The following is a 21,052-nucleotide window of genomic DNA, read 5'->3' on the forward strand; positions in this document are numbered from 1 at the left end:
CTGACCGGTCGCGCACCGTCGGCTGACGGCCGCCGTCAGCCGACCGCCAGCAGCGCCACCGCCTGCTCCTGGCCCAGCCCGGCGCCCCGGGCGAAGGCCCGATCGAACGTCACGTCGCCGATCCGCGCCCGGGCCGCCGCGGCCACCGGCGTGCCCTGGGCGGCGCCGGCGGCACCGGAGTCGCTCAGCAGCGCCGACGCCGCGCCGAGCAGCAGCGCGGCCCGCTCGCCGTCGCCGCGCCGCAGCACCGGAGCGACCAGGCCTTCCACCGCGGCACCGACGGTCGGCACGTCCCACATTCCTACGGTCGCGCCGATCACCTGCTGGTAACGGGCTCGGGCGGCCGGCGCGTCGCCGAGCGCGTCGGCGATCTGCCCGAGCGCGACCAGCGCCGCCAACCGGACCACCTCGGCGCCGAACCAACCGGCCGGGCACTCCGCCACCGCCTGTTCGCAGAGGTGCCGGGCCCGCGCGAGGTCGCCCCGGCGGCGGGCGATCTCGCCGAGTCCCAGGTGAGCCGCGGCGACCAGCTCCGGCGCACCGGCCGACTGGGCGACCCCCACCACCCGCCGGTAGTCGGCGCCCGCGCCGTCCAGGTCACCGACCCCGAGCCGGCCGTCTGCCCGGGTACGCAGCAGTTCGGCCAGGTCGAGGGTGGAACCGAGCTCGTCCGCCAGCAGGAGGGCCTCGGCCATCGGCCCGGTGGCCGCCGCCGGGTCGCCGACCCGGTAGGCGGCCTCCGCGATGGTGCTCAGCACCAGGATCATGCCCCACCGATCACCGAGGGTGCGGAACCCGTCGAGGGCGACCGACAGCTGCGCGCGCGCATCCGGATAGCCGCCGTCGAGCAGCCACACCATCGCGATGCCGAGCGACCCCAGCGCCCGGCTCCACGGGTCGGCGCCGAGCAGCACCTCCCGGCTCTCCGGGACGTCCAGCATCGACCGCCGCTCAGCGGACGGGGGACCGGCGGCCATTCCGGAGAGGTAGAGCAGGAACGGGTGCCGAGGTGGCCGGCCCAGGCCCCACAGGATGTCGCTGGCCCGGCTGAGGTGCGGGCGGTCCGCGCCGATCGCACCCACCCCGGTGACCAGCAGACAGAGCGCGTACTCCTCGGCGAGCCCGGGCGGCGGCCCGTCCAGCTGGTCGACGAGCCGGCCGGCCAGCTCGGCTCCCTCGCCGCGCAGGCCGCGCAGCCACCAGTAGAACGAGAGGGCGGCGACCAGCCGCAGCGCGGTGCCGGTGTCGCCGTCGGCCGTCGCCCGGCGGAGCGCGGCGTGCAGGTCGTCGCGGTCGGCGTCCAGCCGGCGCAGCCACTCCAACTGGCCCGCGCCGCGCAGCCCACGGTCGCCGGCCCGAGCCAGATCGAGGAAGTACGCCGCGTGCTCCCGGCGCAGCCGGTCGGCCTCGCCGGCCTCGGCGAGCTCCTCGACGGCGAACGCGCGGACCGTCTCCAACATCCGGAAGCGACCGTCGGCGGCGTCCACCAGGGACTTCTCCGCCAGGCTGGTCAGCACGTCGAGCACGTCCGCGCCGAGCGGCGCGCAGACCCGCTCCACAGCGGCCAGATCGGGGTTACCGGCGAAGACGCCGAGTCGGCGGGTCAGCCGCCGCTCGGGCTCGTCCAGCAGGTCCCAGCTCCACCGCACCACCGCCCGCAGCGTCTGGTGCCGCGGCTCGGCGATCCGGCTGCCCCGGTTCAGCAGCCGGAACCGGTCGTCGAGCCGGGCCGCGACCTCGCCGACCGGCAGCGCCCGCAACCGGGCCGCGGCCAGCTCGATGGCGAGCGGCAGGCCGTCGAGGGTACGACAGATTCGCAGCACCGCGGCCACCGTGCCGCTGTCGACCGTGAAGCCCGGCGCCACGTCGCCGGCCCGATCGGCGAAGAGCCGCACCGAGGCGTACCCCCGCGCCTGCTCCGGTGGGGCGGCCTCGGGCGGCACCGGCAGGCCGAGCAGGGGGCAGAGCACCTCGCCGGTCACGCCGAGCGGTTCCCGGCTGGTGGCCAGGACACGGAGCCCGGGGGCGGCGCCGAGCAGCCGGGCGGTGAGCCGGGCCGCGTCGGCCACCACGTGCTCGCAGTTGTCGAGCACCAGCAGCAGCCGTCGGTCGGCGAGCGCCATGACCAGCCGGTCGGCGCCGTCGCGTGGCCCGCCGGGTCGCCGCAGCGCCCCGTCGCGCAGGTCGAGCGCGGCCAGCACCGCGGGGGCCACCGCCGCCCCGGCGGGCACCGCGGCGAGCTCGACCAGACAGACCTCCCCGCCGTGCCGCTCGGCGGCCTCGATCGCCAACCGGGTCTTCCCGGCGCCGCCCGGGCCGTGCAGCGTGACCAACCGGGCCTCGCCGAGCAGCGCACCGAGGCGGCGCAGCTCGTCCACCCGGCCGACGAAGCTGGTCAGCTGGTGCGGCAGCGGGGGAAGCCGGGGCGGAGTCGCCGCAGCGCGTGGGTCGACCTCGTCGCGCAGCAGGGTGGTGTGCAGGGCCACCAGCTCGGCCGACGGGTCGGTGCCAAGCTCGTCGGCGAGTACCCGGCGGAGTTCCGCGAAGACGGCGAGCGCCTCGGCCCGCCGGCCGTCGGTGTGCAGCGCGCGCATCAGTTGACCGTGCAGGCGTTCCCGCAGCGGGTTGGCGGCGACCAGCTCCCGAAGCTCCGTCACCAGCGGCTGGGCGTGTCCCGCCGCTCCCGGCTCCGCCACTGCCAGCAGGAGTTCGGCCTCGATCCGGTCCTCGACCGCGGCCAGCCGGCGGTCCATGAGCCGGGCCGCCGGGGCCGCGGCGAAGGGCGCGTCGGCGACGTCCGCCAGCGGCTCCCCGCGCCAGAGCGCGAGCGCCTCCCTCAGCAGTTCGCCGGCGTGGCGCGGCTCGCCGGCCGCGAGCGCGACCCGTCCGGCGTCGGCCAGCCGGTTGAACCGGTGCGCGTCGACGTCCTCCGGGTCGACCGCGAGCCGATAGCCCGCCGGGTGGAACTCGACCGGGTCGACCGGTCCGGTGGAGAGCACCTGGCGCAGTCGGGACACCTGCGACTGGAGCGCGTTGGCCACGCCGGCCGGCGGCTCGCCGCCGTACAGCCCGTCGATCAGGCGTTCCCGCGGCACCATCCGCCCGGCATCGAGCAGCAACAGCACCAGCAGCGCGCGCAGCCTCGGCCCGCCGACGGCCAGCCGGTGCCCGTCGGCGGAGCACACCTCGGTCGCGCCCAGGATGCCGAACCGCACGGCGTCGATTGTCGCGCATCGGCCACCGGTGGTTCGCGGGCGGACGAGCGCCGGCACCGGACCCGGGGGAGTGGCGCCCCGGCCGGGCCGGCGGGTCGGATCAGGCGGTGGCCATCCGGCCGGTGTGCCGACCCTCGGCGAACTCCTCCACCAGCTTGGCGCAGAACGCCGGCAGGTCGTCCGGGCGGCGGCTGGTGACCAGGCCGTTGTCGACCTGGACCTGCTGGTCGACCCACTTTCCACCCGCGTTGCGGATGTCCGTCCGCAGGCTCGGGTACGAGGTGACCGTGCGGCCGTCGACCATGCCGGTCTCGACCAGCGACCACGGGCCGTGACAGATCGCCGCCACCGGCTTGGCCTGCTGGAAGAACGCCCGGACGAACGCCATCGCCGCTTCGTTCATCCGGAGCCGGTCCGGGTTGACCGTCCCGCCGGGCAGGATGAGACCGTCGTAGTCGGCCGGGTCGGCCTGCTCGACCGGCCGGTCCACCGGATAGCGGTTCGCCGGGTTGATGTCGTGGTTCATGGCCTGGATCTCGCCCGGGTGCAGGGAGATCAGGTGGACCTCGGCGCCGGCCTGTTCGACGGCGCTGCGGGAGCTGGTGTACTCGATGTCCTCCACACCGTCCGTGGCGAGGACCGCGATCCGCTTGCCGGACAGTGGGCGCTGGTTGTCAGCCATGGCGAACTCCCTTCGCGGCGCCGACGGTGGCACCTGGTTAGTTCGTTCCCGGTGGCCTTCCCGAGGCCGGCAAGCGCAAACGGGACGGGCGCGGTGATGATTCATCCGGTCGACACCGGGTAGGTGCCGCCGTGGCCTACGCCGGTGCGCGGGGAAGTGACCGCGATTCGGCCGGTGCCAGTGCCCACGGCGACGGTGTGACGGCGACTCTCGCGCAGGCGCGGCGCCGGACGACCAGGACGCTGCGCGACCGGTTGCGACGGGTACGTGCCGGTGTCGGGCTGGCCGTGCAGGCCGGGCTGGCGGCCGGCCTGTCCTGGTGGGTGGCCGACAGTCTGCTGCACATCGCGCAGCCGGTCTTCGCCCCGGTCTCCGCGGTGATCGCGCTGGCGGCGTCGGCGGGCCAGCGGCTGCGCCGCACCGTCGAGCTGATCGTCGGGGTCTCCGTCGGCGTGCTCATCGGTGACCTGCTGATATTTCTGTTGGGGGTCGGGGCGTGGCAGCTCGGCCTGGTCGTGGTGCTGGCGATCGTCGTGTCGGTGCTCGTCGGCGGCAGCCCGGCGGTGGTGGTCCAGGCGGCCGCGACCGCGGTGCTCATCGGCACGCTCAGTTCGTCGGTGCCGAACCTGGAGATCCCCCGGTTCTTCGCCGCACTCGTCGGCGGCGCCGTGTCGCTCGTGGTCACCGCCGTGCTGCTGCCGCTGAACCCGCTGCGGGTGATCAACCGGGCGGCCGTCCCGGCACTGGATCTGCTGATCGCCCAGCTCGACGCCACCGCCGAGGCGCTGATCCACCGCGACGCCGCCGCCGCGCAGACGGCCCTCGACCGGCTGCGGGACAACAAGAGTGAGGTGGGCGCCTTCACCGAGGCCGCGCAGGCCGCGCGGGAGGCGAGCACGCTCTCCCCGGTGCGGTGGGAGAGCCGGGAGGGACCGGTGGGCCGGTACGCGCAGGCGGCGGAGCCGATCGACCGGGCGATGCGTAACAGCGGCACCCTGATCCGCCGTACCGTGACGTTGATCGAGGACGACGAGCCGGTGCCCGACGCCCTGCCGGAGGCGGTGTCGGCGCTGGCGGAGGCGGTGCGGGTGCTGCGCCGCGAGTTCACCAGCGCGGACGAACCGGACGAGGCGCGGGAGCAGATGTGTCGGGCGGTCGCGGCAGCGGGTCGGGCGTACCGGACCGGCGTCGGGTTCTCCGGGTCGGTCCTGGTCGCCCAGGTCCGTACCACCGCCAGTGACCTGATGGTGGCGGCCGGTCTCGACCAGGACGCGGCCAACGGGGTGGTCCGGCACGCCTTCGGCCCGTTCCGGGCGGGTTGACACCGCCGCTCCGGCCGGGTGCCGGCTGTCCCGATCGCCGGGCGGCCCGGGTCCGGCGAGGGGGTGTGGAGCCGAGCGGAGCGGGAAGCCTCAGGCGTTCCGGTTGGCGAGGGCTGGAGGGACATGGGCACCAGGACCGTCGTGGTGGTGGGTGGCACCAGCGGGCTCGGTCTCGCGGCCGCCCGGCTGCTCGCGGTCGAGGACCAGGTGGTGGTGCTGGGCAACGTGCCGGACGAGATCGACGCGGCGGTCGGCGAGCTGGGCTGCGACGGAGGCGTCTGCGACACGTCCTCCTACGAGCAGGTGCGGGACGCCTTCGCGCACGTGGCCGACCGGTACGGCACGATCGACGCGGTGGCCCTCTGCGCCTCGATGTGGGCCGGTGGGGACCTGGCGGACCTCACCCCGGAGCGCATCCGGCGGGCCGTCGAGGTCAACGCGCTCGGCACGACGTACGTGTTGAAGGAGGCGCTGGAGCACCTGCACCGGCAGGGCTTCGGGAATGTGGTCTACGTCGGCGCGATGGCGGTGACGCAGCCCCGCCCCGGCATCCCCGTCTACCGGGCCACCAAGAGCTACGGCGCCAGCCTGATCGAGTCGGTCGCCGAAGCGCAGCACAGCAACCGGATCAAGGTGATGCAGCTGCATCCCGGGCCGATGCCGACCCGTTTGCAGGAGCGGGTCGGTGACGAGTTCCTCGACGAGGTGTACGCGCTGCCCGAGCAGGTCGCCCCCGAGCTCGTCCGGCTGCTCCGGCTGGCCCCCGACGACCTCTACGTCTCCGGTGAGCGCGTGCTGCGCGCCGACGGGCGGTGGTGACGCCCGGTGGCACCACCGCCGAGGCCCCGGTCTCGGCGTGGGCGCCACTGAAGACGGCGGTCTACCGCAACCTCTGGCTCGCCCTGCTCGCCGCCAACGTCGGCACCTGGATGCAGACGGTCGGCGCCCAGTGGCTGCTGATCGACGAGCGGAACGCCTCGACGCTGGTCGCCCTGGTGCAGACCGCCAGCCTGCTGCCGGTCCTGCTGTTGGCGCTGCCGGCCGGCGCGCTGGCCGACACGTTCGACCGCCGTAACCTGCTCATCTCGGTGCAGCTCTTCCTGGTCGTGGTGGCGGTGGGGCTGACCCTGCTCACCGCGACCGGCCGGATGCCGCCGGCGCTGCTGCTCACGCTCACCTTCGCCTTCGGTGTGGGGCAGGCGCTCACCCTGCCGGCCTGGGCGGCGGTAATCCCGGAACTGGTGCCTCGGGAGCAGTTGCGGGCGGCCTCGGCGCTCGGCTCGATCAGCGTCAACGTGGCGCGGGCTGTCGGACCCGCCGTCGCCGGCGTGCTGATCTCCCGGGCCGGCGTCGCGCCGGTCTTCGGGCTGAACGCGGTGGCCTTCGGAATCTTCGCGGTGGCGCTGGTCCGGTGGCGACCGGGGAACGCCCGGGCCGTCGAGGTGCCCGAACGGTTCACCGCCGCGCTGCGCGCCGGTGGGCGGTACGTGCGGCACTCGCCGATCGTCCGCCGGCTGCTCCGGCGGGCGCTGGTGTTCCTGGTGCCGGGAAGCGCGTTGTGGGCGCTGCTTCCGCTGGTGGCCAATCGGCGGCTCGGCCTGAACTCCAGTGGGTACGGCATGCTGCTGGCCGCGCTCGGGGTGGGCGCGATCGTCGGCGGCGTGCTGCTGCCGTGGGTCCGGACCCGGCTGTCGGCGAACCAGTTCCTGCTGGTGGCCGGGGTGCTCTACGGCGCGGCGCTGATCGTGGTGGCGACAGTCGAGGTCGTGCCGGTGGTGCTCGTCGCCCTGCTGCCGGCCGGTCTGGCGTGGGTGGTCGTGCTCGCCAACGTCAACGCCGAGATGCAGATCTTCCTGCCCGGCTGGGTGCGGGCCCGCGGCCTCGCCGTCTACCAGGTGGTCTTCGCCGGCGGCCAGGCGGTGGGCGCGTTCGCCTGGGGTCTGCTGGCGGACCTCGCCGGGTTGGTCGACGCGCTGATCGTGGCCGGGGTGTTGATGCTGATCGGCTCGGTGACCTCGCAGATCTGGCCGCTGCCCGAGCTGCGGGGGGTGAACAAGGACCCGGCGACCTACTGGCCCCGGCTGCGACTGGCGCACGAGCCGGATCCCCGGGTCGGGCCGGTGCTGGTGGTGGTCACCTACCTCGTCCGGCGGGACCGGGAGCAGGCGTTCCTCGACGCGATGGACCTGGTGCGCGGCTCACGACAGCGCACCGGGGCGATGCGCTGGGGGCTGTTCCGCGAGGGGGAGGCCCCGGACCGCTTCGTCGAGGTCTACCTGGTGCCCTCGTGGGACGAGCACCTGCGCCAGCACGGCGGGCGGTTGACGGGTGCCGACCAGGAGGCGGAGGACCGTGCCCGGCGTCTCGCCGAGGGTGAGCCGGAGGTCCGCCACCTGCTGCCGGCGGCGGCCGGGCCGGCGTTGGCCGATGGCGGGACGCCGTGAGCGACCCCCGGTGGCAGCGGTCACCGGCTCCGCCGCCGGTGGCCGGCGTTCCTGACGCGTCCACCTGCGGACGCGTCGACTGCCGCGCGGTCAGCCGCAGCGGTCACCCGGGCAGGGTGCGTCCGGGTCGACGGCCCGCCCGATGCGCCGGCCGATCTCGCGCAGCTGGCGCTGTTGGGCTCTGGTCAGCGGGTCGAAGGCGAGCCGCCGGACCTCCGCCACGTGCCCGGGCGCGATCTCGACGACCTTGGCCCAACCCTCCTCGGTGAGGACGGCCAGGGTGTAGCGGCCGTCGGTCGGATCGGGCGTGCGTCGTACCCAGCCGCGGCGCTCGAGCCGGCCGACCACCTGGGACAGCCGCGAGAGCGACCCCTCGGCGAGCACCGCCAGCTCGCTCATCCGCAGCGTCCGGTCGGGGGATTCGGAGAGCCCGGCCAACACCTGGTACTCGAAGTGGCTGATCCCCGCTCCTCAGCGTCGAGCCACCGTGGTTCCCGCGAAATCCGGCGTAGGTTCCGCTTCACGCTTGAAGTGACAACAGGGTGGAGCCCCATGAACATCGTCTTGTGGATCATCGCGGCCGTGCTGGCCGTCCTCTTCCTCGGCGTCGGGCTGATGAAGCTCATCCAGCCGAAGGAGAAGCTGGTCGCCTCCGGCCTGGGTTGGGCGGAGAACTACCGTCCCGAGACGGTCAAGATCATCGGTGGTCTGGAGGTGCTCGCCGCGGTCGGGCTGATCCTGCCGGCCCTGCTCGACATCGCACCCGTGCTGGTGCCGCTCGCCGCGCTCGGTCTGGTGATCACCATGGTCGGCGCGATCGTCGTGCACGGGCGCCGCCGGGAATACCCGCGCCTCGCGGCCAACGTCGTGCTGCTCGTACTCTCGGCCGTGGTCGCCTGGGGCCGGTTCGGCCCGTACTCCTTCTGACCTCGGCCGGCGGCGGCCACCCGCCGTGACGCAGGCGAGCGACCGGCCCTTCCGCCCTGAGAACCTGACCGCGGAAGGGCCGGTACGGGAGCGTTGTTGCAGGTCAGTGGCAGCTGCAACGTTGTCGCGCAGGCATCCGGACACCTAATGTGACCGGCGGTGAACGGACCTCCCGACGGTTTGGGGGAACGGATGCACGACCACGAGCACGCTCCACATTCCCACGGATCCGACCGGCGGCAATGGCACGACGGCCCGTTCGGCCGCGGGTGGTGGCACCGGCTGCGGCACGCCGTCGTCCCGCACTCGCACGACTCCGGGTCCAAAGTCGACCCCGCGCTGGAGGCCTCCCGGGACGGGCTGCGGGCATTGTGGATCTCGCTGGTCGGGCTCGGCGTTACGGCCGCCGCCCAGGTGGTCGTCGTCGTCCTCTCCGGATCGGTCGCCCTGCTCGGCGACACCCTGCACAACATCGCCGACGCGCTGACCGCCGTGCCCCTCGGCATCGCGTTCCTGCTCGGCCGGCGGGCGGCGACCCGCGCCTACACCTACGGCTACGGCCGGGCGGAGGACCTGGCCGGCATCGTCATCGTCGCAGTCATCGCCGGCTCGGCCCTCTTGGCCGCCGGGACCGCCGTCACGCGGCTGCTGCGACCCGCCGAGATCGATCATCTGCCCTGGGTGGCCGTGGCCGGCCTGGTCGGCTTCGCCGGCAACGAGCTGGTGGCCCGCTACCGGATTCGCGTCGGCCGGCGGATCGGCTCCGCGGCCCTGGTCGCCGACGGCCTGCACGCCCGCACCGACGGCTACACCTCGCTCGCGGTCGTCGCGGCGGCCGGCGGCGCCGCGGTCGGCTGGCACTGGGCGGACCCGGTGATCGGCCTGGTCATCGCCGTCGCCATCGCCTTCGTGCTGAAGGACGCGGCGCGCGAGGTCTACCGGCGGCTGATGGACGCCGTCGACCCGGGGCTCGTGGATCAGGCGGAGACCACCCTGCGCGCCGTCGACGGAGTCCGGGACGTGGCCGCGGTCCGGCTGCGGTGGATCGGCCACCACCTGCACGCGGAGGCGGACCTCGTCGTCGACGGCACCCTCACGCTCACCGCCGCGCACGAGATCGCCGCCGACGCCGAACACCAGCTCACGCACGCCGTGCCCCGCCTGACCAGCGCCACCGTCCACACCGACCCGCACTCGCACCCCGGTGCGCACCACCACGGCGACCTCTCCCACCGGCGCCGCCAACCCCAGCACTGAGCGGTCAGGGCCGGGCGGGTGACCGAGCGGGGTGCGCCGGCCGCATCCACGGGGCAAGCCGGGCGGCCGCCGCGACCAGGGTGGCCGCGAGCAAGGTGATCACCGCCTGCCCGATCCGCCCCGGCGTGACCCCGGGCGTGGTGTCCAGCACGTAGTTGGCGTAGGCGTTCGCCGCCGAATCGGTGACCAGCACGGCGCAGCCGAGCCACAGTCCCGCCGCCCGGCGCGTCCACAACAGCACCGCGGCCAGCGGATCCAGCACGGTCAGCGAGGTGAAGTAGAGCGCCAGCCACGCCGGCAGCGCGGGGTACGGCCGCAGCCCGTCGGTGCACAGCTGGACCAGGTGCACCACGGTGCCGTAGGCGAAGACGAGCACGGCCGCCGTGAGCAGGAGCCGAACCCGCCGTGGCACGCCTGCCCAGCGGCCGCTCACCATCCGGCCATTATCCGCCCCCACCGGCCGACAGGCTGCCCGCCGTCCGGGTCGGGTCGGCCGTCAGGCGAAACGTTCGGTGGTCACGGGTACGAGCCCCCGCAGCCGTACGACGGAGGTCAGCTCGTGCAGGATCGGCCCGACGGTGTGGTCGGTGGTGGTCGCCAGCAGCGAGGTCAGGTCGAGAGCCCAGGCGATGTCGCGACCGACCCGGCGCAGGGTCCAGCTGTGCTCGTCGCGGCCGACCCGCCGCCGACCACCGGGTGTCGGGTCGGTGGCCCCGTGACCGGCCGTCGGTCGCCAGTGCGCGGCGAGGTCCGTCAACCGATCCACGGGCAGGTCGCCGGCGAAGAGAACCCGGTAGACCCGCCGCTCGTGGAAGCCCTCGGGGGCCTCGGCGGGGCCGAGTCGCAGCGGCGCGCTGGCCGGGAAGCTCTGCTGGTCGCGGAAGTGGCTGCGCAGCACCGGTTCGGCCGGCAACGGCCCGCCGCCGAGCTGGCCATGGACCTCGTCCGCGCCGTCGCGGGTGACCGGGACGACCCGGGCGCACAGCCGCGGGTCGGCGCGCATGTCCCGGCTGACCGACGTGGCACTCCGCCAGCCGGCATCCGGCGCCCAGCCCGCACTGTGCAGCCCCGACGTGGTCCAGTCGGCGGCGTGGGCGAACTCCTCGACCACGATCGTGTCGGCGGCGTTCCGACCCCGGGGCGCCGATCCGAGGATCACGTAGTAGTCCACGGTCACCTCGGCGGTACCGGAAGCACCGCACCCTCCTCGGCCGATCGATGTGCCAGCTCGATCAGCGCGACGGTGTCCACCGCGTCACGCGGGTTGACCGGCATCGGCCCGCCGTCCCGCAGCGCCGTCGCCACCTGCTGGTAGAAGCTCTGGTACCGGCCCGCCTCGGTGGGCACCGGCCGGAGATCACCGTCGACGCCGAGCCGCCCGTACCGCTCGGGCGGAACCTCGCCCCAGCCCGGCGTGCCCGGCCGGCCGCCGTCGCGCAGCGCCTCCTCCTGCGGGTCCAGGCCGTACGTGGTGTAGCCGGCCCGGTCACCGAGCACCCGCAGCCGAGGCCCGAGCTGCGGGGTGACCGCGCTCATCCAGAGGTGTGAGCGGACCCCGGCCGCGTGGGTCAGCGCGACGAACGCGTCGTCGTCGACCTGCGCGCCCGGCCGGCGGCGGTCGACCTCCGCGTAGACGCTGTGGACCGGGCCGAGCAGCTGCACGGCCTGGTCGATGAGGTGGGCGCCCAGGTCGAAGAGGCCGCCACCGGCCTCGTCCGGGGTGGCGCTCTCCCGCCAGCCCGGCTTGATGGCCGGACGCCAACGCTCGAAGCGGGACTCGAACCGGGTCACCTGTCCCAGCGTGCCCTCCTCGACGAGGCGGCGGGCGGTCAGGAAGTCGCCGTCCCAGCGGCGGTTCTGGAAGACGGTCAGTGGTACGCCGAGGCGGGCCGCCTCGGCGACGAGATCCCGGCTCTCCGCGGCGGTGGCGGCGAGCGGCTTGTCGACCACCACCGCCAGCCCGGCGGCCACGGCCGCCCGGGCCATCGGTACGTGCAGCCGGTTGGGCGTCGCGACCACGATCAGGTCGAGCGCCTCGGGAGAGCGCCACAGCAGGTCGACATCGTCGACCAGGCGGGCGTCCGGGTGGTCGCGCCGGACCTGCTGACGTCGCTCCGGATCGCGGGTGACCACGGCGTGCAGGCGCAGGCCCGGCGTCGCGGCGATCAGCGGGGCGTGGAACACCCGGCCAGCCAGTCCGTAGCCCAGCAGACCCACCCGCAACGGCGTCTGCGTCTTCCCCGCCATGTCGCCCTCCGTCTCCCGGTCGGCGCTCGGGTGCAGCCGATTCCGGTGGCACCGAATCTACGCGGCCCCCGGACGACGGCGACCCGGCATGGTGAAGATCACCGGGTGTCCACCCGGCGGGGGAGCGGTCACAGCCGGTCGTACTGCTGACGGAGCAGGGACTCGGCGGCGGTGACGTCGTGTGAGCCGGCACCGCCGGCGGTGACGAGCAGGACGATGTCGTCGCGCAGCGCGACGGCGTGCACCTCGGGAAGGCTCACGTCGTCACCGCTGGGGCCGACGCGCACTCCGCCGGCCGGCTGGAGGATGAGCGGCCCGGGGGCACGCGGGCTTCGCGCACCCCCGGGCCGACGGTCAGCGCGGCGAGACCGCGACCGCGGTGTACGGGGTGGTGGGGGTCGGCGTCGTGGTGAAGCGGGCGTTGGGCAGGTAGAGCCGACCGAGCGCCTTCGCCACGGTGGTGGGCACGTCGAAGCCGGGGTCGGTGATCGTCCCGGTCAGCGTGCCGGCGGTCCCGGCACGGTTCAACTCGACCACGGCGATCTGGTTGAGCCGGTTCTGCACCACGTACAGCGTGCGGCCGACGAGCAGCAGGCCGTCCCCGTTGAGGAAGTTCTGGCCGGGCACGTCGACCGCGGTGGTCGCCCCGGTGGCCGGGTTCACCCGGAACAGGGTGCCGGTGTTCGACTGGACCACGATCAGCGCCGAGCCGTCCGGGGTGCGGGCGATGCCGTTCAGGTTGATCCCGGTGCCGACCTGCTGGAAGTCGCCGGTCAGCGGGACGGTGGTGAAGCCGTCGGCCGGCGGCAGGGCGCCGTGCCGGCCGAGCGGCACCCGGTAGAGCACCGGCTTGTTGGAGTCGGTGAACCAGGCGGCGCGATCGGTGAGCACGACGTCGTTGACGAAGGTCGGCGCGCTGGCGAACTGGTAGCGGGCCAACACCGCGCCGGTGCGGCTGTCGATCACGCGGGCGTCACCAGCCGCCCCGCCGGAGACGAAGAGCCGGCCGCGCCGGTCTACCTTGAGGCCGAGCGAGGGCGTCCCGGTGGCCGGGCTGATCACCCGACCGTCGCCGTCGACCAGGTCGGCCCGGTAGATCGCGCCGGTGGCCCGGGAGCCGAAGTAGGCGTACCGGCCGGCGGCGGCGATGCCCTCGGGCTGGAACCCGTCGGGCAGGGCGATGACGGTGGGCTTCGGAGGCGTGCCGTGCGCCTGGGCCGGCGTCGCGGCGACGGTGGCCAGGAGGGTGGCGGTCAGGGCGGCGGAGAGCGCGGTCCTGAGGTGGGTGTTCACTGTGCTCCTTCCGGTCGGCGGCCGGTCCCCGATGCGGGGCGTGCGGGGGAGCCGGAAGCTGCCAAGATCAGTGGGGCCAGGACCCTCCCCACTGTACGTGCGGCCCCGCCGACCGGCAGGGCTTGCACCTCCCGCAGGGGGAGAGGCGAGGGTGGACGGCATGGACGGCGACACGCGCTACTCGATCGGCGAGCTGGCCCGGCGGACCGGGCTGACGGTGAAGGCGATCCGCTTCTACTCCGACCGCGGGATCCTGCCGCCGTGCGAGCGCACCCCGGCCGGCCACCGCCGCTACGGGCTTGAGGCGGTCGCCCGGCTGGACCTGGTGCGTACGCTGCGCGACCTCGGAGTGGACCTGCCCACCATCAGCCGGGTCCTGGACCGGCGGATCTCGCTTCCCGAGGTGGCCGAGGCGCTCGCCGAGGCGCTCGCCGTGCAGATCCGGACGCTGCGACTGCGGCGCGCGGTGCTGACCGCGGTTTCCCGGCGCGGAGCCACCGATGAGGAGATGAACCTGATGCACAAGCTGGCCAAGCTTTCCGAGGACGAGCGACGGCGCCTGATCGGCGAGTTCCTCGACGCCGCCTTCGGCGGCCTCGACGCCGACCCGGCGTTCGCCGGGATCAGGCGCTCGATGACCCCCGAGCTGCCCGACGACCCCGAGGGGGAGCAGGTGCAGGCGTGGATCGAGCTGGCCGAGCTGTCCCAGGACCCGGAGTTCCGCGCCCGGATGCGGCAGGTGGCCGAGCAGCACGCCGCCGACCGGGCCCGCGACGGCGCGCCGGGGGTACGCCCCGACGCTGTGGCGGTGGTCCGCGCCGAGGTCCGGCCGGCGCTCGCGGCCGGCGTCGACCCGGACTCGCCGCAGGCCGACGCCGTCGTGGCCGCGATCCTGGCCCGGTACGCCCGGCTCTGCGGCCGCCCCGACGACGCCGACCTGCCCCGCCGGCTGCTGGCCCGGCTCGAAGCGGCGAGCGACCCGCGCCGTGAGCTCTATCTGCGGCTGCTCTCGGTGGTCAACGGCTGGTCGCAGACGGAGAGCCTCGGGCCGGTCTTCGACTGGTGCATCCGGGCGCTGCGGACCCGGCCCGGCAGCTGACGGCCGGATCGCCGCGCCGTCAGACGCCGAGGCCGCCCAGCACGGTCATCTCCTGGCCGGCGAACTCCCCGGTGAGCAGCGGCATGGCGCGGGCGATGGCCTCCTTGGTCTCGGGCAGCTGGAGCGAACGGTCGTGGTGCCCCTTGGACTCCCAGATCTCGCTGACCAGGATCAGGTCGGGGTCGGTCTCCGACGCGCCGACCGCGTAGAGGTGGCACCCCACCGTCCGCAGACCGTCGACGCCTTCGAGCAGGATGGCCACCACCTCCGCGCGCTGGCCGGGCCGGGCCCGCATCGAACCGAAGTAGCCGTACGACATGACACGTCCTCCCGTCGCGCGGACCCGGCGTCCGCTGCTGGTCACCACCATCCCGCCCCGGTACGACAGGATGCCGCGCGAACCGCCGACGCGGCGCGACAACCCGTACTCGCCGCAACCCGTCGGTCAGAGCCGGATCTCCCGGCCCGCCCAGCGTGATCGCAGCCACCGGTCGTGGCTGGCGACGACGATGGCCCCGGGGCCCGGGCCCAGCGCCTCCTCCAGCTCGTCGCAGAGCCGAGGCGAGAGGTGGTTGGTCGGTTCGTCGAGCAGCAGCAGCTCGGGCGGGTCGGCGACCAGCAGGGCCAGGGCGAGCCGGCGGCGCTGGCCGACGGAGAGCTCGCCGACCCGCTTGTCCAGGTCGTTCAGGTGGATCAGCCCGAGCGAGTTGAGCGGTACGGCCTCGGCGCGATCGGCGCCCAGCGCCCGCTGGTAGGTGTCCCGGACGGTCTGCTCCGGGGTGTCGAACCGGGTGTCCTGGGCCAGCAGGCCGACCCGCAGTCCGGGTCGCCGGCGTACCTCGCCGGTCGCGTCCAGCCGCCCGGCCAGCACCGCGAGCAGGGTGGACTTCCCCGCGCCGTTGGCGCCGGTGACCAGGAGGCGGTCGGTGGCGGCCACGTCCAGCCGGTCGAGCGTCAGCCGGCCGGGCACCCGCAGCTGCCGCACCGAGAGCAGCGGCCCGCCGTCGTCGTCGGCCGCGGCGAGCGCTCCGGCGCGGAACCGGAGCGGCTCCGGCGGCTGGGGGACCTGGTCGCGCTCCAGCTCGTCGAGTCGGCGGGCCGCGTTGCGTACCCGCCGGGAGATCTGGTGCTGCACCCGGCCGGCGGTGTGGCCGTACCCCATCTTCTCGTTGTCCCGGCGGGCCCGACCCGGGGCTACCCGGTGCGCGGTCTCGCCGACGGCGAGACGCAGCTCGGCCAGCTCCTCCTGCTCCTCGGCGAAGCGCCGCCGCCAGCGCTCCCGCTCGGCGCGCTGCTCGCCCAGGTAGGCGGTGTAGCTGCCGCCGTACCGGGTCGGGCCGTCGACCGCCGGGTCGAGGTCGATCAGGTCGGTGCAGACCGCGTCGAGGAAGGCCCGGTCGTGGCTCGCCAGCACCACCGCCCCGGGCAGGTCACGCAGCTGCTCCTCCAGGAACGCCGCGGCGGCGTCATCGAGGTGGTTGGTCGGCTCGTCGAGCAGCAGCGCCGCGGGCCGCCGCACCAGCAGGGCGGCGAGCGCGAGTCGGCCACGCTGCCCGCCGGAGAGCGAGCCGAGCGCACGGTCGGGTGCGGTCCCGCCGAGGCCGAGCCCGGCGACGACGATCGCGGCGCGCCGGTCGGCGTCCCACGCCTCGTGCTCCTGGGCCCGGTCGAGCCGTTCCCCGTACGCGGTGAGCAGCTCGGTGTGGGTGGGGGAGTCCTCGGGCGTCTCGGCGAGGGCCTGACTGATCCGGTCGAGCGCGGCGAGGTCGGCGCGGGCCTCGCTCAGCGCGTCGTCGAGCACGTCGGCGATCGTCGACCCGGGGTCGAACGGCATCTCCTGGTGCAGATGGCCGAGGTCCGCGGGGCGGACCACGGTGCCGGCGTCCGGTTCGTCCGCCCCGGCGAGCAGCCGGAGCAGGGTGGACTTGCCGACGCCGTTCTCGCCGATGAGGCCGATCCGGCGGCCGGGGGCGGCGGCGAGCGAGACGCCGTCGAGCACCCGTCGGGTGCCGAGGGTACGGACAAGATCATGTGCGAGCAGGGCGGATGGAGGCATGTGCGAGACCTCGACGGGAGTGCGGGCGCGTCCGGGCGCCCGGCGGCGGACGGGAAGGAGACGACGCGTTGGCCCCGGCGGCGCTCGCGCGCACGTGCCGGCGGCCGATCAGATCCGGGGCTCACCCGGAGATGTCGTCGTCACCCGCCATGTCTGGTCTCCTCATCGGTGATCTGCGCATCGACGATAGCAGGGCAGCCGGTCCGGCCCTGGACGACGAGCGGCGGGGTGCGGACCTGGGAGGTCCGCACCCCGCCGTCACCGGGCGACGACCGCGGCGACCCGGGCGGCACCGGGCGCGCGGGCCGGGCTCAGGGGTTGGTGACGCCCAGCGAGTAGCTGCCGGAGCCGCTGTAGGCGTGCACCTCGAACCGGTAGTAGCCGGCCGTGCCGGCGTAGCTCAGCGTCTCGTCCGGGGAGGGGGTGTACGCCCCGGCGACGTCGACCCAGCCGGCGCCGTTCCATTTCTGCAGGTAGAGGTCGAAGTCGGCGCCGGTCGGGCCGTCGAGGCAACCGCGGTGGGTGCCGGAGACCGACGAGTAGTAGTAGCTGCCGTTCGGCTGGATCGCGCTCTGACCGGAGGAGACCGAGCCGGTGTAGGTCGACTCGTAGCCGGTGCACCCGGTGGGCGGCGGAGGCTCGCCGCCACCGCTGGTACGCAGCGTCAGGCCGTACGCGGAGAGGATCTCGTTGACCGGCTGGAAGTAGGTGGTGCCGCCGGAGGTGCAGTTGCCGGAGCCGCCGGAGGTCACGCCCTGGGCCTGCTGGCCGGAGAGCCACGAGCCGCCCGAGTCGCCGGGCTCGGCACAGGCGTTGGTGCGGGTCAGGCCGCTGACCGAGCCCTCCGCGTAGTTGACCGTCTGGTTCTTGGCCTGGATCGAGCCGCAGCGCCAGCCGGTGGTCGAGCCGGAGCGGCAGATGGCCGCGCCGACCGCCGCCTCGGTGGAGCCGGCCACGGTGACGTTGCCGCCTGAGTAGTTGTTCACCCAGGGCTGCGGGGTCCAGTTGGAGTTGGTCTGCACCCAGGCGTAGTCGTTGCCGGGGAACGACGAGCCGCGGAAGGTGCCCTGCGCGACCTGGTTGTAGCCCTGGGTCGCGGTGCCGGTGGTGCCGCAGTGCCCGGCGGTGACGAACCCGCCGGTCACCGAGAAGCCGACCGAGCAGCGGCCACCCATGTAGTACGCGTCGCCGCCCCGCACGTCGTAGTAGGTGCGCGGGGCCTCGGTGGTGCCGACCACCCGGACGGCGGCGGTGTCGACCCGGCTCGCCCGGACGAAGGCGGTGGCCGCGCGGGTGTCGCCGCGGGCGAGCACGGCCACGGTGTTGGTGGCCACGTCGACGTACCAGCCGGGGACAGCGGCGGCGGGCGCCTTGGCGGCGTGCCAGTCGAGCGCCGACTTGATCCGTTCGAGTTCGGCGCCGCTGCGGGTGACGACTCTCGGCTGCGCGCCGGCGGCCCGGACCCGGTCGGCCGCGGCCTGGTCGGTGACCGCGACGACGAGCGCGCCACCGGCCAGCCAGCCGCCGGCGTACGCGTTGCCGAGCGACCGGCGCAGGGCGGTGTCGGTGCGGCTGCCCTTCTCGTCCTTCGCGATCCGGTCGCGCACCTGCTCGGCGGTCAGGCCGAGGTCGCGCTGCATCGCGGCGAGCATCGGCGACGACGTCGTGTCGGGCCCGGCCGCGACACCGGGGCTGCTCGGCGCCGCGGCGGCGGGGGACGCCACTGCGGTGAGGGCACCGACGGGCAGCAGGATGGCTGCTGCCGCGGCGGCGAGGCTTCGTCTCATCCGTGCCTCCTTGCGGGTGGCCGCGGCATGGCTGGGTTCGCCGCGGGCAGGTCAGCGTCAACCTATGCGCAACCGATCGAGCTGTCTCTATACCAGCTGGCTCATACCACGACACGGCGCCGGATTCGGTTGAAGGAAATCTTCGCCACACTGATTGACTTCGATGGTTTGTAACACAACAATCTCCGTCTATATCCATCACTGTCAATTGTTGTCTCTGGAAGGAGGCACCCATGGCAGCTCTGCGAGGCGAGGTGTCCTGGTTCTGCTGCGGCAGCGCCTGGGGCCCGTGCGGATCCGCCGGCGGCGGCGCCTGCGGCACCTGCAGATCGGGCAACTACCAACACGCCTGGCCCAACACCTCGGACGCCTGCCTGGCCATCACCCGCCCCGACGCCTGCGGCGTCACCGGGATGAGCCGCCGAGGCTGCGGCTTCCGGCACTACACCACCAACCTGTGCAACGGCGCTCGGATCGGCACCACGATCGCCGACTGCGGGCCGCAGACCGACCTGTTCTGCGGCGAGCGCACCTGCTGCGGCTCGGCCTGCGGCAGCAACCGGATCATCGACCTGACGCCGGCGGCGTACAGCGTGATCGCCAGTCTCTCCACCGGGCTGCGGCCCTGCTCGGTCGACACCGTCTGAACGGGAGGGCGCCACCATGCACCAGAGGATGGACCGTCGGCGGCTGCTCGCCACCGCCGCGCTCGGCGGCGTGGTCGGGGCCACCGGGCTCGGCTCGCTCGCCCCCGAGGCGGCTTTCGCCGCCGAGGCGACGGCAGTCGGGCCGGGCCTGCCGGACCCGAACTTCGCCGAGGGGCGGATCAGCAAGATTTCCGGCAGCATGCTGCTGGTCACCGGCTCGGACACCGTCCTGCACTCGATCCGGATCACCGACGGCACGAGCATCTGGAAGCTGCACCCGACCACCTTCGACCGGGTCGCCGTCGGCGACGGGCTCTACGCCCGGGGCGTACGCCTGCCCGACGGCACGCTCGCCGCCGACTCGGTCTGGGTGAACATCGTCAACCTGCACGGGCACATCGCGTCGGTCGGCCGCAACCTGCTGCACCTCGACCACAAGGGCCAACGGATCGTCGCGCACGTGGTGCCGGACCGCTCCGCCGCCGTCTACAACGGCACGCCCGCGGTCAGCGACATGTCGCTGCTGCGAGTGGGCCGGCACGTCCAGGTCCTCGGCGCCTGGCACCCGGACACCAACGAGATCGACATCGCCACCGTCTACGCCGCCGCCTGACCGCGCGACACCCGGGCGGCGCGAAGCCACACGACCGCCACCGCCCGGGTGCCGCCCGGCCGACCCAACCGAGGGGAGAACCCATGATCGAGATGATCGCGGCGCTGCAACCACTGGTCGTCGGCGTGGTGCTGCTCTGGTCCGCCCGCGTCAAACTCCTCAACCGGCACGCCGCCGCGACCGTCGAGCGCTCGGTGCTTACCCGGCTGCTCGGGCAGCGTCGGGCGCTGCCCGCGTACCGGCTGCTCGGCGGGGTCGAGCTGGCCCTCGGCGCGCTGCTCCTCCTGCCGCCCGTGCTGGCGCTGGAGGCGGTCGCCGCCACCGTGCTGGCCGTCGGCTTCCTCGGCTACCTCGGCTACGCCCGCCGGGCCGCGCCGACGTCCTCCTGCGGCTGCCTGAGCGCCCAGGCGACCCCGATCTCCGGGCGCAGCCTCGTCCGCGCCGGGGTGCTGGTGGCGGCGGGTGGACTGGGCACGCTGGCCACCGGCGGCTGGCTCGCCGCGCTCGCCGGACGGCCGGTGGCCGGCGCGGTCGTGCTGCTGGTCGAACTGGCGGCGGTGGTCGCCCTCTCGCCGGAGCTGGACCGGGCCTGGCTGCTGCCGCTGCGCCAACTGCGCGTCCGGCTGACCCACCCGCTGCGCGGTGGCTCCGGCGTGCCGCTGCTCGCCAGCGTGCAGCAGCTCCAGCTCAGTGAGGCCTACCGGCGGGTCGCCCCGCTGCTCCGCTCCGACGTGCGCGAGCACTGGGACGACGGCGGATGGCGCTTCGTCGGGCACGCCGCGCGCTACCAGGGTCGGGCGGTGACCGCCGTTTTCGCCGTGCCGCTGGTCGAGCCGGCACCGGAGTCGGTACGCGTCGCCGTGGTCGACGACGCGACCGGGCACACCCTGCTCAGCCTCGCCGGTCAGCCGCCGGCCGCGGGCCCACACCTCACCGTCGTGCCGGCCTGACCAACCCAACGCGAAGGAAGAGAGGTCGCCGACGATGCGCACCCGACGATGGGCCGGCGGCGCAGCCCTGGCCCTGCTGACGCTCACCGGTCCGGTCGTGGCCGGGCCGGCCACCGCCGCACCCGCCGCCCCGCCGCCCGCCACCGCGACCCTCACCGACGCCGTCGCCGACCGGCTGCGGGGGCCGGCGCGCGCCGGACACGCCGACCCGCAGACCCGGGTCACGGTCAGCCGGAGCGGTGCCGGGTGGGCGTTCGGCACCGCGGCCAACGGCACCTCGCACACCGGGCGCTACGGCACCACCGCGCTCTGGGACCGGCTCAGCGACGGCAGCTGGGTCTCCGACGCGTACCTCTGGACCGGGGTCAACGGTCCGATCAACGGCTGGTGCTGACCAGCGTGACCCCCGGTGGGGGGGGGGGGGGGGCGCCCGGCCGGCCCCCCCCCCCGGGGGGGGGGGGGGCGCGCCCCGCCCCCCCCCCCCCCCCCCCCCCCCCCCGGGGGCCGCCCCCC

At 74.5% G+C, this 21,052-nt stretch carries 21 protein-coding genes; 10 read left to right on the forward strand and 11 right to left on the reverse strand.

Features of this window, described 5'->3' with window-relative positions; translation table 11 throughout:
- Positions 1 to 35: 35 nt before the first annotated feature.
- Both AB0C04_RS28700 and AB0C04_RS28705 read right to left on the reverse strand, forming a co-directional pair.
- Complete coding sequence (locus AB0C04_RS28700) at positions 36 to 3,215, reverse strand: BTAD domain-containing putative transcriptional regulator (protein ID WP_357060495.1); 3,180 nt, start codon at positions 3,213 to 3,215, stop codon at positions 36 to 38.
- Between the two features lie 100 nt (positions 3,216 to 3,315).
- Positions 3,316 to 3,897 (reverse strand): type 1 glutamine amidotransferase domain-containing protein, encoded by a 582-nt coding sequence (locus AB0C04_RS28705; protein ID WP_357060498.1) that lies wholly within the window; start codon positions 3,895 to 3,897, stop codon positions 3,316 to 3,318.
- A 197-nt stretch (positions 3,898 to 4,094) separates the two neighbouring features.
- On the opposite strand from AB0C04_RS28705, the gene AB0C04_RS28710 reads away from it, so the two are divergent.
- From AB0C04_RS28710 to AB0C04_RS28720, 3 genes are all read left to right on the forward strand, one after another.
- On the forward strand, positions 4,095 to 5,219 hold the full coding sequence (locus AB0C04_RS28710; RefSeq protein ID WP_357060501.1) for an FUSC family protein: 1,125 nt from the start codon (positions 4,095 to 4,097) through the stop codon (positions 5,217 to 5,219).
- Between the two features lie 123 nt (positions 5,220 to 5,342).
- Positions 5,343 to 6,038, forward strand: coding sequence for an SDR family NAD(P)-dependent oxidoreductase (locus tag AB0C04_RS28715; protein ID WP_357060504.1), 696 nt, complete (start codon positions 5,343 to 5,345; stop codon positions 6,036 to 6,038).
- Positions 6,032 to 7,663, forward strand: a complete 1,632-nt coding sequence (locus AB0C04_RS28720) for an MFS transporter (RefSeq protein ID WP_357060506.1) — start codon at positions 6,032 to 6,034, stop codon at positions 7,661 to 7,663. The genes AB0C04_RS28715 and AB0C04_RS28720 overlap by 7 nt, the downstream gene beginning before the upstream one ends.
- A gap of 90 nt (positions 7,664 to 7,753) precedes the next feature.
- Here AB0C04_RS28720 and AB0C04_RS28725 read toward each other — a convergent pair whose 3' ends face one another.
- Entirely contained in the window at positions 7,754 to 8,062 is a 309-nt protein-coding gene (locus AB0C04_RS28725) for a MarR family transcriptional regulator (RefSeq protein ID WP_357060509.1), read from the reverse strand.
- Positions 8,063 to 8,215: 153 nt separating this feature from the next.
- Between AB0C04_RS28725 and AB0C04_RS28730 the strand changes: the two genes are divergently transcribed.
- Both AB0C04_RS28730 and AB0C04_RS28735 read left to right on the forward strand, forming a co-directional pair.
- Positions 8,216 to 8,590, forward strand: a complete 375-nt coding sequence (locus AB0C04_RS28730) for a DoxX family protein (RefSeq protein ID WP_357060511.1) — start codon at positions 8,216 to 8,218, stop codon at positions 8,588 to 8,590.
- Positions 8,591 to 8,749: 159 nt separating this feature from the next.
- Entirely contained in the window at positions 8,750 to 9,847 is a 1,098-nt protein-coding gene (locus tag AB0C04_RS28735) for a cation diffusion facilitator family transporter (RefSeq protein ID WP_357060514.1), read from the forward strand.
- Between the two features lie 4 nt (positions 9,848 to 9,851).
- Here AB0C04_RS28735 and AB0C04_RS28740 read toward each other — a convergent pair whose 3' ends face one another.
- From AB0C04_RS28740 to AB0C04_RS28760, 5 genes are all read right to left on the reverse strand, one after another.
- Positions 9,852 to 10,283: a hypothetical protein gene (locus AB0C04_RS28740; protein ID WP_357060517.1), complete on the reverse strand. Its 432-nt coding sequence runs from the start codon at positions 10,281 to 10,283 to the stop codon at positions 9,852 to 9,854.
- Between the two features lie 60 nt (positions 10,284 to 10,343).
- A complete protein-coding gene (locus tag AB0C04_RS28745; protein ID WP_357060520.1) occupies positions 10,344 to 11,018 on the reverse strand; it encodes a hypothetical protein in 675 nt (224 codons plus the stop codon).
- A 2-nt stretch (positions 11,019 to 11,020) separates the two neighbouring features.
- A complete protein-coding gene (locus AB0C04_RS28750) occupies positions 11,021 to 12,094 on the reverse strand; it encodes a Gfo/Idh/MocA family oxidoreductase (RefSeq protein ID WP_357060523.1) in 1,074 nt (357 codons plus the stop codon).
- A 128-nt stretch (positions 12,095 to 12,222) separates the two neighbouring features.
- Positions 12,223 to 12,354 carry a hypothetical protein gene (locus tag AB0C04_RS28755; RefSeq protein ID WP_357060526.1) on the reverse strand — a complete coding sequence of 44 codons (132 nt, stop codon included), beginning with the start codon at positions 12,352 to 12,354 and terminating at the stop codon, positions 12,223 to 12,225.
- A 94-nt stretch (positions 12,355 to 12,448) separates the two neighbouring features.
- Positions 12,449 to 13,387 (reverse strand): superoxide dismutase, encoded by a 939-nt coding sequence (locus AB0C04_RS28760; protein ID WP_357060528.1) that lies wholly within the window; start codon positions 13,385 to 13,387, stop codon positions 12,449 to 12,451.
- 160 nt (positions 13,388 to 13,547) lie between these two features.
- Between AB0C04_RS28760 and AB0C04_RS28765 the strand changes: the two genes are divergently transcribed.
- Positions 13,548 to 14,486 carry a MerR family transcriptional regulator gene (locus AB0C04_RS28765; protein WP_357060531.1) on the forward strand — a complete coding sequence of 313 codons (939 nt, stop codon included), beginning with the start codon at positions 13,548 to 13,550 and terminating at the stop codon, positions 14,484 to 14,486.
- 19 nt (positions 14,487 to 14,505) lie between these two features.
- On the opposite strand, the gene AB0C04_RS28770 is transcribed toward AB0C04_RS28765, so the two are convergent.
- The 3 genes from AB0C04_RS28770 to AB0C04_RS28780 form a co-directional block, all read right to left on the reverse strand.
- Positions 14,506 to 14,805, reverse strand: coding sequence for a putative quinol monooxygenase (locus tag AB0C04_RS28770; RefSeq protein ID WP_357060533.1), 300 nt, complete (start codon positions 14,803 to 14,805; stop codon positions 14,506 to 14,508).
- A gap of 126 nt (positions 14,806 to 14,931) precedes the next feature.
- On the reverse strand, positions 14,932 to 16,542 hold the full coding sequence (locus AB0C04_RS28775; protein WP_357060536.1) for an ABC-F family ATP-binding cassette domain-containing protein: 1,611 nt from the start codon (positions 16,540 to 16,542) through the stop codon (positions 14,932 to 14,934).
- 311 nt (positions 16,543 to 16,853) lie between these two features.
- Positions 16,854 to 18,329, reverse strand: a complete 1,476-nt coding sequence (locus AB0C04_RS28780) for a S1 family peptidase (protein WP_357060539.1) — start codon at positions 18,327 to 18,329, stop codon at positions 16,854 to 16,856.
- 233 nt (positions 18,330 to 18,562) lie between these two features.
- Here AB0C04_RS28780 and AB0C04_RS28785 point away from each other — a divergent pair, with 233 nt between their 5' ends.
- The 4 genes from AB0C04_RS28785 to AB0C04_RS28800 all read left to right on the forward strand — a co-directional run bounded on the left by AB0C04_RS28785 (position 18,563) and on the right by AB0C04_RS28800 (position 20,933).
- Positions 18,563 to 18,976 carry a hypothetical protein gene (locus tag AB0C04_RS28785; RefSeq protein WP_350873220.1) on the forward strand — a complete coding sequence of 138 codons (414 nt, stop codon included), beginning with the start codon at positions 18,563 to 18,565 and terminating at the stop codon, positions 18,974 to 18,976.
- A 28-nt stretch (positions 18,977 to 19,004) separates the two neighbouring features.
- Entirely contained in the window at positions 19,005 to 19,589 is a 585-nt protein-coding gene (locus tag AB0C04_RS28790) for a cell wall protein (RefSeq protein ID WP_350873219.1), read from the forward strand.
- Positions 19,590 to 19,672: 83 nt separating this feature from the next.
- Positions 19,673 to 20,539 carry a MauE/DoxX family redox-associated membrane protein gene (locus AB0C04_RS28795; protein WP_357060543.1) on the forward strand — a complete coding sequence of 289 codons (867 nt, stop codon included), beginning with the start codon at positions 19,673 to 19,675 and terminating at the stop codon, positions 20,537 to 20,539.
- Positions 20,540 to 20,573: 34 nt separating this feature from the next.
- Positions 20,574 to 20,933, forward strand: a complete 360-nt coding sequence (locus AB0C04_RS28800) for a hypothetical protein (protein ID WP_357060545.1) — start codon at positions 20,574 to 20,576, stop codon at positions 20,931 to 20,933.
- Positions 20,934 to 21,052: the final 119 nt, after the last annotated feature.

It is taken from the genome of Micromonospora sp. NPDC048909 (assembly GCF_040649635.1).
Lineage (GTDB): Bacteria > Actinomycetota > Actinomycetes > Mycobacteriales > Micromonosporaceae > Micromonospora.

What these genes read in the sequence shown, in the direction of transcription:
- AB0C04_RS28705 (WP_357060498.1), bottom strand. Translation starts at nt 3,897, where the DNA reads ATGGCTGACAACCAGCGCCCACTGTCCGGCAAGCGGATCGCGGTCCTC.
- AB0C04_RS28715 (WP_357060504.1), top strand. Translation starts at nt 5,343, where the DNA reads ATGGGCACCAGGACCGTCGTGGTGGTGGGTGGCACCAGCGGGCTCGGT.
- AB0C04_RS28725 (WP_357060509.1), bottom strand. Translation starts at nt 8,062, where the DNA reads ATGAGCGAGCTGGCGGTGCTCGCCGAGGGGTCGCTCTCGCGGCTGTCC.
- AB0C04_RS28730 (WP_357060511.1), top strand. Translation starts at nt 8,216, where the DNA reads ATGAACATCGTCTTGTGGATCATCGCGGCCGTGCTGGCCGTCCTCTTC.
- AB0C04_RS28740 (WP_357060517.1), bottom strand. Translation starts at nt 10,283, where the DNA reads ATGGTGAGCGGCCGCTGGGCAGGCGTGCCACGGCGGGTTCGGCTCCTG.
- AB0C04_RS28750 (WP_357060523.1), bottom strand. Translation starts at nt 12,094, where the DNA reads ATGGCGGGGAAGACGCAGACGCCGTTGCGGGTGGGTCTGCTGGGCTAC.
- AB0C04_RS28765 (WP_357060531.1), top strand. Translation starts at nt 13,548, where the DNA reads ATGGACGGCGACACGCGCTACTCGATCGGCGAGCTGGCCCGGCGGACC.
- AB0C04_RS28770 (WP_357060533.1), bottom strand. Translation starts at nt 14,805, where the DNA reads ATGTCGTACGGCTACTTCGGTTCGATGCGGGCCCGGCCCGGCCAGCGC.
- AB0C04_RS28775 (WP_357060536.1), bottom strand. Translation starts at nt 16,542, where the DNA reads ATGCCTCCATCCGCCCTGCTCGCACATGATCTTGTCCGTACCCTCGGC.
- AB0C04_RS28780 (WP_357060539.1), bottom strand. Translation starts at nt 18,329, where the DNA reads ATGAGACGAAGCCTCGCCGCCGCGGCAGCAGCCATCCTGCTGCCCGTC.
- AB0C04_RS28785 (WP_350873220.1), top strand. Translation starts at nt 18,563, where the DNA reads ATGGCAGCTCTGCGAGGCGAGGTGTCCTGGTTCTGCTGCGGCAGCGCC.
- AB0C04_RS28790 (WP_350873219.1), top strand. Translation starts at nt 19,005, where the DNA reads ATGGACCGTCGGCGGCTGCTCGCCACCGCCGCGCTCGGCGGCGTGGTC.
- AB0C04_RS28795 (WP_357060543.1), top strand. Translation starts at nt 19,673, where the DNA reads ATGATCGAGATGATCGCGGCGCTGCAACCACTGGTCGTCGGCGTGGTG.
- AB0C04_RS28800 (WP_357060545.1), top strand. Translation starts at nt 20,574, where the DNA reads ATGCGCACCCGACGATGGGCCGGCGGCGCAGCCCTGGCCCTGCTGACG.